We start from the raw sequence: 13441 nt of genomic DNA on the forward strand, positions 1-13441 counted from the left end.
GAGTTTATATAGGTTTCCTGTCTTAATTGCTTACGGGCAATAAGTAGGGTTTTTGTTGTTTGGTGTCGAAGTTATTCCTATATCTCTTTCTCTTGTCGGATGGGTATGGAGGCTTGCACATGATTGTACAAACGAAGATTCACATCCCGCAAGTGCGGCACGCCTTGGTCGTTCGCCCGGAGCTGCTTCGGTTGCTGGACGAGGGTATGCATGCGAAGCTGACGCTCGTATCCGCTCCGTCCGGTTACGGGAAGTCGACGGCGCTTAGCGAATGGGCCTTGCAAAAGGGGAAGCTTGTCGCATGGGTCTCGCTGAGCAAGCAGGACGACGATTGGATCGCGTTCTGGGAAGCGGCCGTCGAGTCGATTCGGAATCGGGTGGACGGCTTCGGCCGGACGGTATTCCCGTTATTAGCCGAAGGGCCATCCTCGTCTTCCGTTTCGAGGGAGCCAGCGATGACGGCTCTGCTGAACGAGCTGGAACGATTGCCCGAAGAACTGGTCATCCTATTCGACGACTTCCATCTGGTTACGGTCCCGGCCATCCACGATTCCATGAGCTACTTGATCGAACACCTTCCGAATTCGATTCATTTATATATCGCAAGCCGTAACGATCTCCCTTTTCCGACGACCAAGTGGTTTGCGCAAGGCGAGCTGCGGCTGATTATGACCGAGCAGCTGCGATTTCGGCCGGAGGAAGCCGCGGATTTCTTCCGGGAGACGACGGAATTGCGACTGACGGTCGATCAGCTCGACCTGCTGTACGGCCAGACCGAAGGCTGGATTACCGGCTTGCGGCTTGCGGCGCTCTCTATGAGACGGAGCGGCGACGTGGCGGAATCGATCCGCCGATTCAGCGGCCATCAGCAGCACATTGCCGATTATTTGCTCCAAGAAGTCATTCGCGATCTGCCGGAGGCGATTCGCGATTTTTTGCTGCAAACGTGTATGTTAAGCCAGATGAACTATGCATTGTGCGAGGCGGTAACCGGAATGGCGGGAGCTCAGCGGCAGCTGGAACAATTGGAGAAGCTGCAGCTTTTTATCGTGCCGCTGGACGAACAGCGCGAATGGTATCGGTATCATCATCTGTTGTCCGACTTTCTGCAGGCGATGCTTGCGCGTAACGCGCCCGAGTTGTGGGAGCGGGCGAACGTGCGCGCCGCGCAATGGTTCGAGAATCAGGGCTTCGTCCAGGAGGCGGCCGAGCATTATTTGGCCGGGAGGCAATATGAGGACGTCGTTCGCCTGATCGAGACGCACCTGAACGAATTTCTCAGCGGGGGCAAGAATGTCGCGCTCGCTCGCTGGGCCATGCAAGTACCGGGGCCGTACTTATCGGACAGGCCGCTTGTCGAGCTTTTTTATTTGTACGCTATGGTCGGTACCAGGCAGTTCGAAGACGTTCCGGATCGCGCGGAACGTCTTCGCATTCGGTTCGAAGCGCTGGCGGACCGCATGGACGCGGCCGTATGGCGAGGCATGATGGGAGAGATCTATTATATTTGCGCAACGGCCGCCTATATCGCTAAAGACCTTGCAGGCACGGCGGACTACTTCATCCGAGGAGACGCGTATGCCCGCGAGAACAGCTTTTTTCTGCAAGGCGGCAATAACAAGCACTATTCGGTCGAAGAGTTCAACGACCATCTGAGTTACGTGAATGACTACAACGGTGCGGCTCTATTTTTGACCCGGATGATAGACCATTGGCGCGGTCACGCGAACCATCCGTTTGCGACGCCGATGTACGCCTCTTATGCCAAGCTTTTGTATGAATGGAATCGGCTTGACGAAGCGGAGGAGTGGATTAACCGCATCATGCATGCGGATAGGTTCGCGCCGATTACGAGCAATCGGTTTCAACTCGTTGTGGCCGCATCGAGAATCCAACAAGCGAAAGGAAATGGACGGGAAGCCGCGTCTATGCTCGAAAGACTGAAGCTCATGATCGATTCTCCCGATTATGCGATATTCATGCGCAAGATCGAGGCGGAACAGGCCAGCCTGGCGATTCGGCAAGGTGACCTCGAGTCCGCTCGCCGGTGGTCGACGGAATGCGGACTGTCGCACGAGGACGAAGCGGCGTTGGGCAAAGTATCCGAACAGTTGGCACTTGTTCGCGTCCTTGCCGCGGACGGGCTGCTCGAGCCGGCGCTGTCTCTTGGGGAGCGACTTTATCGGATGCTCACGAAGGAGGATCGATTGCGGGATCGCATACACGTTCTGATTTTGCTCAGCATGACTTTGCATAAGGCCGGCCGGAGGGAACAGGCGCTGGAGAAATTGGGCATCGCCTTGCGTCTCTCCGAACCTCAAGGGTTCGTTCGAAGCTTCGCGGATGAAGGCTCTGCGATGGCGGAGCTGCTATCGACGATCGGGGAAAGCACGGCGAATGAAGCCCGTTATGCCAGACAAGTATTGCGAGCATTTCCGGTAGGACGTTCATCTTCGCGGACAAAGATCCGTTGTTTCGGTCGGTTGCGCGTGGAGACGAAGAGCGGAGAGACGCCTAAGTGGCGAACCTCCAAAACCGAGGAGCTGATGGCGCTGCTTCTCCATCACCGAGGAGAAGCGGTGAGCCGGGACCGGATTCTCGATACCTTATGGTCGGAAGTGGATGTCGAGCGGGCAGGAGGTCAGTTCCATACGACGACGCATTATTTAAGAAAAGCGTTGCAACGGATCGGACTTGAGGGCCTCGTTCAGCATGCGAAAGGCGGCTATCGAATCGAGATGAGCCGATTGGACTGCGATCTCGACGAGTGGGATCGTTTGCGGACCTCCGCGATACAGGCGGAGGACAACGAGGTAAGCCAAGAAGCCGCCGAGCTCATTGACTTATACGGAGAGGGCTATTTGGCGGGGCATTCGTACTCATGGGCGGAGCCTATGCGCATTCGCATCCAAAGCGAGTATGTCGGCCTGCTGATTGACCTCCAGGAACGGGAGGAGAAGCGGGGACGGTACGATGCCGCCGCGGAGCTATTGCGTCAAGCGCTCTCGCACGATCCGCTGAACGAGCGCCTTCATGAGCGGCTCATTCGCGTATTGGTGTTGGCGGATGACCGAGTATCGGCCATGAAGCAGTACGAGACGTTAAGGACGATGCTGCAAGCCGAATTCGGAATGGGGCCGAAGGAAGCCGTTAGAAGGTTGCTTGAACTTGTTTAGGAATTGTTGAGTCCCGATGTTGTATTGTGTAGAAAAATGATGAATTTTGCATACGAAGGGACGAATCCGATGAAAAGAAAATTATCAGGTTTGGCGTTGGCGGTACTTGTGGGCTTTAATGCAGCCGCGTGCTATCCGAATACCGCAGCAGCAAAGACGTCCGCGGACTTTACCGACCTGAAGGATCTGGACGCAGCGACGAAAGCCAAGTTCGACGCCCTGATCAGCGCGGGCGTCTTCGACGGCGTCAGCGATACGAAGTTCGGGCTTAAAGACGAGATGAACCGCGCCCAGTTCGCGAAGGTGGCTGCGTTGATAACGGGTATAGAAGTTAATAAGGATCTGAAGACGTCCAGCTTCAGCGACGTCCAAGCGGATGATGCCGCCAACGGCTACGCATTGCCCTACATCGAAGCGCTCAAAACTGCAGGCATCACGGCGGGCTATGGCGAAGGGACGTATAATCCGGCAGGCAAAGTCACCAAAGAACAATTGGCCGCTTTTTTGGTTCGGGTGTTAGGCAAGGATGCGGACGCCAAAGCGATGACGGGCGACGACACGACGGTATCCAATTGGGCGCAGGGATACGTCGCCGCGGCATTGGAGCTTAAATTGTTGGACAACGGCGCGGACGGAAAGTTCGGCGGTAAAGCCAACGCAACGCGAGATCTGCTTCTTACGGGCGCATACGAAGCCAAGCAACAGTACGTTCCTCCCGGGAAAGTGTCGGTTGCGGGAGCGACGCAAGTAGGCGTGAGGAAAATCAGCGTGAGCTTCAATAAAGCCGTCGACTCCTCGCAGATCACCCTTTCCGTCAAGAAAGGGGGCAGCGCTGCCGGCGGTGCGAACGTTGCGTGGGCTGCGGATTATAGAAGCGCGACGCTGACCTTTAACGAAGATTTGAAAGAGGAACAAATAGAAATCGCAGTGACGGGCTTCGATCCCTCGGTTTGGGAAAGAACTTCCGCTACCGTAACCGCGACGCCCGAAAAAATCGTGAAAATCGAGTTTACGTCCGCCGGCGACACGATTGCCCGCGCGCGCGCGGTCGCAATTCCGTTTAAGGCGACGAATCAATTCGGCGAAACTCCTCAGGATTCGACGAAATTCAAATTCTCGGTAAGCTCCGGCGTCTCCGCCACGATCGCTTCAAACACTATGGCTGTTGAAGTGAATACGCTGTCTAAGGAGACGGGAGATCGAATTTCCGTCTCCGTGACGGAACAAGTTAGCGGAGTTCAAGTCACCAGAGTGTATACGGTTGGTGCTGCTTCGGAAGAACCTCCGGTCATCATCAGTACGCCAAGCGCGGTCGCGAAGCCGACGGCGGATGTCGCGAGCGGCGCCGTTGCGATCGGAACGAGCGTAACTCTAAGCGCGGCGTCGGGAGCAACGATTTACTACACGACGGACGGCAGCACGCCGAGCGCTTCGGGTGGCACGGAATACAACGAGCCGATCCCCGTCACGCATGCGATGACGATCAAAGCAATCGCGGTAAAAAGCGGCATGACGAACAGCGGCGTATTGACCTTGAGCTATACGATTCTCTCGCAAACGGAAACGCCGACGGCGAATGTCGCGAGCGGCGCCGTTGCGATCGGAACGAGCGTAACTCTAAGCGCGGCGTCGGGAGCAACGATTTACTACACGACGGACGGCAGCACGCCGAGCGCTTCGGGCGGCACGGAATACAACGAGCCGATCCCCGTCACGCATGCGATGACGATCAAAGCAATCGCGGTAAAAAGCGGCATGACGAACAGCAACGTATTGACCTTGAGCTATACGATTCTCTTGCAGGCGGCAATGCCGACGGCCGATGTCGCGAGCGGAGAGATCGGTTACGGAACGTATGTCCATTTGAGCGCGGCATCGGGAGCGACGATTCGTTATACGTTAAACGGAAGCACGCCGACGGATGAAATCATGGACATGAATAGCTTTACGTATAATGAAGGTTCGCCGATCTACGTCGTGAACAATATGACGCTCAAAGCCGTCGCCTTCCAAGCCGGCGTGGCAGCCAGCGAAGTGTTAACGTTGAATTATACGATCAATCCCAACGCGCAGCCGATCGCCGTAACCGGTCTGACCTATATCGGCGAATCGGAGGAGAAAAGCCTTCTGAAGGTGACGTTCAGCAAGGCCGTGGCTTCGACCTCGGCGGCAGAGAGCGCCAACTACGAGGTCTGGCAAGGAATGGGCATATCCATGATGCCGGTATCCGTGATTTCCGCGACCCGGGGCGGTGTCGGCCATGAGAACGAAGTTACGCTGGAAGTCGACAGCTTGACGGGCTTAGGACCGGGTACACCAATTCGCGTCGTAGTGTCCAGCGTCCAATCCGCCGACGATTCGAGCGACACGATTCAAAACGGTAATCATACTAGCGAATTCTATTGGTCGTACGATTGATTGTAAATCATCGAAGGGGCTGTCCCAGAGGTAAGTTTTGGCTCACTTTGTGGGTAGCCCGCTCGTTAAAGAGGGAAAAACACCTAAAAAAGGCGGTGCAAGGGAGGGTATCCCTGCACCGCCTTTGCTCGTTTTTGGTCCATTGCCGCTTTCTTCAACAAATCATGAGCAAGCGCAAGCCATCCAACTCGTACCACTGTTGCGCGCTCGACCGCACTCCCCGCCGACCGTTAAGGTGAACCGTACCCTAAGTGACGGAGGACGCGAGATACCGACAGGCCGTACACGTTCTACACAATAAAGTCTCCCTATTGTCAAATCGATGCAATGGGTCTATAATCAAATTGCAACCGGTTGCAATTTTGTTTTGAAGGAGTCGGAGAATGACTAAATTAACGATTCAGCAAATTGCTGATATCGCGGGGGTGAACAAAGCGACCGTATCCCGCGTTCTGAATGGGAACATGAATGTCTCTCAGAAAACACAGGAAAAAGTCGAAAAAGTCATTCGGGAGCACAATTACGTGCCCAATACTATTGCCAGAGGTCTTGCGTTCAATAAGACGTTCACCATGGGTTTCTGTCACGACTACACGGATAAACGGGCATTCGCGAACCCCTTTTTCTACAAGATGCTGCAAGGGATCGAGAATGTAGTCTACCGTAACGATTATTTGTTCCTAATGATGAGTCATCCAACCGGCCAGCAGAAAAAGTCGATGTTCGAGCGCATGGTCAGCGAGCAGCGAGTCGACGGCATCATCCTGCCGAGCACGCTGCTGAACGATTCGAGCTTTCAATTGCTGACTGCAAACCGGATGCCCTTCGTTGTATTGGGCGAAAAGGAGTTCGCGCACCGCAACGTCCATTGGGTCGATGTCGATAATGTCCAGGCGGCAGAATCGCTGACGGAGCGATTGATCGGGCTGGGCCATCGCAGAATCTGGATCTTCGCAGACCGGGCAAGCATCGAAAGGGACAAGTTCATCCAGGATCGGATCGCCGGCTACAGCAATGTGATGGCTGGACACGGACTCCCTTCATTCGTAGTATCCAGGCTTGAAAGTTTGCTAACGAAGGAAAGCGGTATCAACGACAATTCTTTGCTCCCCGACGCCGTAATCTGTTGCACGCACGATCAGCTTTTTTCCATTCTCGACGAAGAGAAGAAGGAAGGCTCGCCGGCCGAATTCGAACTGGCCACATTTGACGACAACCCGTTGTTTCAATATCTCAGCAAAACCGTCCATTACATCTCGATCGATCTGGAGCAGATGGGCGAGCAAGCCGCAACGCTTTTATTTAAGAAAATCAATCAAGAAGAGGACATACCGGATATGATCCGGATACCGACTTCCTAACGGTATTCCTTGAGATTAAACCGAAGGACAGATGATATGATATCGAATTTTTATCACGACCCCGCGTTGGATACCCGCTTAAGCTCCAGCAAGGAGCTGGACATTCGTCTTAAATTGCCCAAAGAGGCGACGCAGGCGGAGCTTTGGATCTGGAACAAAGTGAAGTGGGAACAGCTTGGCATCGAACAAATTCCTCTAACCCGTTGGGCGGAAACAGAGGAGCTGGCGTATTATCGGACTGTCTGGATGAGTATGGAACCTCGCGTTCGATACCTTCAGTATACATTCAAGTTCCAGCTAGGGGGTCGAATACAGTGGCTGAATGCCGACGGCTTGCATGATACGCCGGAACGGCCGGTCAAAGGGGCTTTCGAATTTCCTTATGGAGGTGATCGAGACGCGGTTCATGTTCCCGACTGGATAAAGGATCGAGTGTGGTATCAAATTTTCCCCGAACGGTTTTGTAACGGAGATCGCGAGAACGATCCTGTGGATACGGTGCCATGGGGGACGCCCCCTACACGAGACAACACCATGGGCGGGGATCTGCAAGGCATCATCGATAAGCTGGACTACTTGAGTCAGCTTGGGATTAATGCGATCTATTTGAACCCGATTTTCAAGGCGAAATCGAACCACAAGTACGACACGCTGGATTACTTCGCGATCGATCCGCAGTTCGGCTCAATTGAGGATCTTAGGCGCTTGACCGAGCTTTGCCATCGACGCGGGATAAGGGTCGTGCTGGATTTGGTCATCAACCATTGCGGGTATGACCATCCCTATTTTCAAGACGTGGTTCAGAACGGGGAGAAGTCGCCTTACCGAGACTGGTTCTACGTACACGAGTATCCGGTTGCTCTGAGCGACTCGAAGTACGATTCGGTTTGGTATTACCAATGGATGCCCAAAATAAAAACATCGAACCCCCAAGTGAAGCAATACGTCTTTGACATCGTTTCCTTTTGGCAGAAAGAAACGGGCATAGACGGATGGAGGGTCGATGTCGCTGATGAGGTGGAGCTCAGTTTCTTGCGGGAACTGAACTCCCATGTGAAGCAAATCAATCACAACGCTATTATTATTGCAGAAATCTGGCACGATGCCAAGAGCTTGATCATGTCGGGCGGCGTAGACAGCGCGATGAACTACGACATGCGTTCGATCATGTTCGATTACGTGCTGGATCAGTCCATTACGATTGAGCAGTTTCATGCACGCTTAACGCGTTATGCCCATCGGTATGCCGCGGCGGAGCTGAACCAAATGTACAATTTGCTCGGAAGCCACGATACTGAGCGCATTATGACTCGCAGCGGCGACAGGGTGGATCATCTTTTGCTTCTGATTGCCATGCAGTATATGCTGCCCGGCAATCCGGCTCTGTACTATGGGGACGAGCTAGGTTTTGTCGGCGAGAACGATCCCGGTTGCCGCGCCTGCATGAAATGGGATGACCGCTATGAGTATCAGCCTCTGTGGGTCTATCTGCGCAACTGGAATCGCATGAAAACGTCAAACGCCGCTTTGCAAAAAGGACGGTTGGAGCTGCAATTGGCGGCTTCCGAGAATTTGTATGCGATCAAGCGGATTGATGGCGAGCGGCAGGCTGTTGCCGTGTTCAATTTCTCGAATGAAGCGAAAGAGCTTTCACTGATCGGGACCGTATTCGGCCTAAGCATCGAACAATTTCAAAAGGCAAGCTTCCCCTATCAAATCCCGGAAGATCGAATTGCGGCAGGACACTTTGTGCTGCTCCTAAACGATCCCTTATAAGGAGAATGTACCATGAGCGCTAATTCAAAATGGAAACCATTTGCTTTATTGGTTGCTTCAATGATGATCGCATCTTTAGTAGGCTGTGGCAATAATTCGGATGCAACATCAACGCCATCCGCTTCGTCAAGCGCACCCGCCAAAGAAGTGAAGTTGACGTTCTGGCACAACTACAGCACGGCTTCTCCGGAAGAAAAGACGCTGACCGAGACGCTGATTCCGAAATTCGAAGCCGATCACCCCGGTATCAAAGTGAAAGCGGTTGCGTTTCCTTGGGACGAGCTTCACAAGAAAATTCAAATCGGCGGCAATGCGGGCGAGCTCCCGGACGTATCGCGTCTGGACATTATCTGGGTACCGGAATTCCAAAAGTCCGATTTGCTCGTTCCGCTCGATGAGCAATTCCAGGATTTCAACGACGTATCGAAACAATATTTGACCGGACCGCTGTCCACCGCCAAAGTGGGAGATCATTACTACGGGCTTCCGCTCAATACGAATACGAAGGTTCTGTTTTGGAACAAGGACCTGTTCGAGAAAAGCGGCCTGAGCGCTGCGCCGGCCACGACGGACGAATTTTTCGCGAATCTGGACAAGCTGAAAGCATCCAACGCCAAAGGATGGGGCTTCGGCGAGCCTGCGCTGCAAGGCTGGAACATGCTGCCTTGGCTGTGGAGCAATGGCGCTGACGTTCTGTCGCCGAACTTCGATACAGCTCAAGGTTATATCAACTCGTCTGCATCCATCGACATTATTACCAAATACCGCGACGCTTTCAAGAAAGGTCTCTGGTCCGGCTTCAAGCAAGGCGATATTCCGGTAACGGAAGGCCACGCGAACGGCACTTATGCCATGATGGCGGAAGGTCCGTGGGCTTTCGCGCAGTTCCAATCGCAGTTCCCGAACTTTAAAGCGATGTCCGCGCAGTTCCCGGCAGGCTCGACAGGCTCCGTTCAGGTGCTTGGCGGCGAAGATATCGGCGTGTTCAAAGGCGATCATCAGCAAGAAGCTTGGGAGTTCGCCAAGTTCATGACGTCGGAAGAAGTGCAAGTAGAGATGGGGAAAGTCGGCCAAATTCCCGTCAACTTGAAAGCTCTCGACAACGCGGACATTAAGAAGATCGAATATTTTGCACCGTTCCTGGAGCAATTAAAGACGGCAAAAGCACGTCCGCCGATTCCGCAATGGCCGCAAATCGATACGATTCTAAGCGACACCATGAACGCCATCTTCCTGACCGATCGCGACGTGAAAACTCAACTCGACGCAGCGGCGGATAAAATCGATGCTCTCTTAAAACAATAATCATTTCATTCGCAGAGTACCTTGCCTTAAGGTTGAGGTACTCTGTCCTATCATAGGAGGGCCTATGGGACGGCTTAACAAACGGGACGGATATTACTTTGTCTTGCCTGGATTTTTATTCTTCTCCTTATTTCTGGTGTACCCGCTCTGTCGCAATTTCTTTTACAGCTTTTATGATTTCAAGCTTTCGAATCTGAGCGCCAAGCATTTCGTCGGATTCGACAATTATAGTCGCGTTTTTCACGATCCCGTGTTTGGGGTTTCCTTGAAAAACATCTTGATCTACGGCGTTATTTCCGTGCCGGGACAGATGCTTCTCGGCTTTGCCGTCGCGTTCGCGCTGAATAACTCTTCGGCTGTAACAAAGATATTTCGAACGTTATACTTTTTGCCGGTAATTACTTCCTGGGTCGTCGCTTCGCTTGTGTTTAAGTTCATCTTTATCGATCAAGGCTTGCTGAACTACGTCATCAGCGATGTGTTCCATTGGACGAATGCTCCGATCAGTTGGTTAAGCGAACCCAAGAAAGCGATCGGGGTGCTCAGCCTGCTGGGCATATGGAAAGGCGTTGGCTGGACGATGGTTATGTACTTGGCCGCTCTGCAAAACGTACCGAAGGAGCTCTATGAGTCTGCGGAGCTGGATGGCTGCAACGTCTGGAAAAAAATCATCCACATCACGCTCCCCTCGATTCAAAAAACGACGCTTTTCGTTCAGATTATGCTCATTATCGGGGCCTTCAACGTATTTACTTCGGTATTCTTAATCACGAAGGGCGGACCTATTCATCAGACGGAAGTTATGCTCAGTTGGATGTACCAAAAAGCGTTTTCCGACTACGATCTGGGTTATGCCTCGGCACTCTCTTATATGTTTGCGGTTATTATTGCGATGTTTACCTGGATTCAATTCAAAGTTAGCAATCGAGAATAGAAGGGGGAGGGGATGTGTCGAAGTTGAACAAGCTGCTGCTTTTTATTTTGCTGTTGGCAGGAGCTGTCGTCTCCGTTTATCCTTTGTTTTTCATGCTGATGACCGCTTTGCAGCCGGCGACGTTTCTGTTCGAATACCCGCCTAAGCTGATTCCGTCACATATGACCTTAAGCAACTTCGTCCAAGCATGGACGAGTCAGAACTTCTCTGTCTATTTGGGGAATAGCGTGTTTGTCACGATGATGAGCTTTATTGTGATCTTTTTTCTTTCGTCCATGATGGCGTTCGCTTATTCGCGATACCGATTTGCATTCAAGGGAGCCAGCTTCGCGATCCTGATGGGAACGCTTGTCATTCCAAGCTTGACGCTGATCATTCCTCAGTTTCTGCTAATCAATCAGTTGAGGCTGTTCGATTCCTACTGGGGACTCGTTACGGTTTACGCGGCAAGCGGAATCCCGTTTACGACCTTTATGCTAAAAGGGTTTTTCGATTCCATTTCGAGGGACATAGACGAATCCGTTGCGATCGACGGCGGAAGCTCGTTTCGGCTATTTATATCCGTCATATTGCCGCTGTCCAAGCCCGCGTTCGTGCCGGTCACGATCTTTAACGCTTTGACCATTTGGGAGGAGTTCCCTTGGGCGCTGACGATCATCAATAATCCGTTGAAGCGCACGCTTCCGATCGCGTTAGCCAACTTCCAGGGGCAGTATACTACCCAATGGGGCGTTGTTTTTGCAGGGGCGTTCATTGCGGTTATACCCGTAATCCTATTGTTCCTAATTATGCAAAGATACTTTATTTCCGGCATTACGGCGGGGGCTGTAAAAGGATAAAAGGGAACAAGAAAGCCAGCTTCTTTTAGAGAAGCTGGCTTTTTTGTTCTTCTGTCAGCAGCGGGCGCAGACTGTACTAGTTGACGGGTGTTCCCACCTGCTTGATTCACCTTCGCTACGCCGCACTCCACGCCGAATGTATGGGATCTCGTCCTACTGATGCGAGCACGCTCACACTTTTGGACGGAAGCACGGCGGAATAAGGCCCCCACAGTTACTATGACGGGCCAACGGACGGAAGAGCGTCGGAATAAGGCACTCACAGTTACTATGACGGGCAAATGGTCGGAAGCACGTCGGAATAAGGCCCCCACAGTTACTATGACGGGCAAATGGTCGGAAGCACGTCGGAATAAGGCCCCCACAGTTACTATGACGGGCCAACGGACGGAAGAGCGGCGGAATAAGGCCCCCACAGTTACTATGACGGGCCAATGGTCGGAAGCGCGGCGGAATAAGGCACTCACAGTTACTATGGCGGGCCAATGGACGGGAGTGCGGCGAAATAAGGTACCTACAGTTACTATGACGGACGAATGGTCGGAAGAGCGGCGAAATAAGGCACTCACAGTTACTATGACGGGCCGCCGAATGTATGGGATCTCGTCCTACTGATGCGCCCGCGCCCACACTACAAAGAGGCTATCCCGCTGGTCCTTGCAGACCTGCCGGGACAGCCTCTATTCCCGTTAAGGTTATCAATCCGTAGTCAGATTGCGGGCAAGACAGAACGCTTTGACTTCATCCATAGAAGGGATACCGTCTTGGGCGCCGTACTTCGTGACTTTAAGCGCGCTGACTATGGACGCGAATTTAGCGGCATCCGGCAGGGTTTTGCCGTCAGCCAAAGCATATGCCAAGGCTCCCGCATAGCAATCGCCTGCTCCAACTGTATCTACGGCCTGGACAGAAACGGCTTGGATATGCTCATAAGCTCCGTCCTGATACACAAGGGATCCTAGTCCGCCCATCTTGATGATGGATCGGGCTATTCCATATTGCCGATGCAGATAGCTGGCCGCTTCTACGGCGGTAGGGATATCGTGAACTTCAATATCGGTTAGAAACTTTGCCTCTTGTTGGTTCGGGACAATAATATCCGCATATTGAAGAGACGGGATATGGATGCCATCGGCCGGCGCGGGATCCAATATAATCGTAACCCCATGCCTTTTGGCTGCTAACATGGCTTGCGTAGTAACTTCCCCGCTTATTTCCATTTGAACAAGCAAAATTTTACTTTTTCCGATAATCTCCTCACAGGAATGAATATCCTCAACCGTTAGGCTCTCGTTTGCCCCTTTAATGACGAGTATGGTATTCTCCGCGGACGAATCCACCGTTACATGCGCGGTTCCTGTTCGAGCATCGTTTACTGTTTTCATGAAATCAATATTTACGTTGTTGCTTTGCAAATTGAGAAGCATGGTTTGTCCGAAAGAATCGTCGCCGACACAGCCGATCAAGTAGGTTTCGACGCCTAGCTTGGCGCAAGCAGTCGCTTGATTTGCTCCCTTTCCTCCGGGCGAGTACCTAATATCCTTGCCGAACACGGTATCCCCGCGTTTTGGATAATGTTCGGTGGTAAAAACAATATCCATGATGGTGCTCCCGACAACTGTAATCATCACC

General features: G+C 52.6%; 8 protein-coding genes. 7 read left to right on the forward strand and 1 reads right to left on the reverse strand.

All coding sequences use genetic code 11. The features are described from left to right. Positions 1 to 119: 119 nt before the first annotated feature. The 7 genes from D3H35_RS25110 (at position 120) to D3H35_RS25140 (ending at position 11809) form a co-directional block, all read left to right on the forward strand. Entirely contained in the window at positions 120 to 3176 is a 3057-nt protein-coding gene (locus D3H35_RS25110; protein ID WP_119151872.1) for a BTAD domain-containing putative transcriptional regulator, read from the forward strand. 69 nt (positions 3177 to 3245) lie between these two features. Then, on the forward strand, positions 3246 to 5594 hold the full coding sequence (locus D3H35_RS25115; protein WP_158594258.1) for a chitobiase/beta-hexosaminidase C-terminal domain-containing protein: 2349 nt from the start codon (positions 3246 to 3248) through the stop codon (positions 5592 to 5594). A 383-nt stretch (positions 5595 to 5977) separates the two neighbouring features. Further along, a complete protein-coding gene (locus D3H35_RS25120) occupies positions 5978 to 6955 on the forward strand; it encodes a LacI family DNA-binding transcriptional regulator (protein WP_119151874.1) in 978 nt (325 codons plus the stop codon). 36 nt (positions 6956 to 6991) lie between these two features. Further along, on the forward strand, positions 6992 to 8731 hold the full coding sequence (locus D3H35_RS25125; RefSeq protein ID WP_119151875.1) for a glycoside hydrolase family 13 protein: 1740 nt from the start codon (positions 6992 to 6994) through the stop codon (positions 8729 to 8731). A 12-nt stretch (positions 8732 to 8743) separates the two neighbouring features. Further along, complete coding sequence (locus D3H35_RS25130; protein WP_119151876.1) at positions 8744 to 10036, forward strand: extracellular solute-binding protein; 1293 nt, start codon at positions 8744 to 8746, stop codon at positions 10034 to 10036. Between the two features lie 64 nt (positions 10037 to 10100). After that, positions 10101 to 10970 (forward strand): carbohydrate ABC transporter permease, encoded by an 870-nt coding sequence (locus tag D3H35_RS25135; protein WP_119151877.1) that lies wholly within the window; start codon positions 10101 to 10103, stop codon positions 10968 to 10970. Positions 10971 to 10984: 14 nt separating this feature from the next. Next, the gene (locus D3H35_RS25140) at positions 10985 to 11809 is read left to right on the forward strand and encodes a carbohydrate ABC transporter permease (protein WP_233568131.1); all 825 of its coding nucleotides are present in this window, start codon (positions 10985 to 10987) and stop codon (positions 11807 to 11809) included. A 698-nt stretch (positions 11810 to 12507) separates the two neighbouring features. Here D3H35_RS25140 and rbsK read toward each other — a convergent pair. Continuing rightward, positions 12508 to 13437, reverse strand: a complete 930-nt coding sequence (gene rbsK, locus D3H35_RS25150; RefSeq protein ID WP_119151879.1) for a ribokinase — start codon at positions 13435 to 13437, stop codon at positions 12508 to 12510. Positions 13438 to 13441 lie beyond the last annotated feature (4 nt).

The sequence above is a fragment of the Cohnella faecalis genome, assembly GCF_003570905.1.
Taxonomy (GTDB): domain Bacteria; phylum Bacillota; class Bacilli; order Paenibacillales; family Paenibacillaceae; genus Cohnella; species Cohnella faecalis.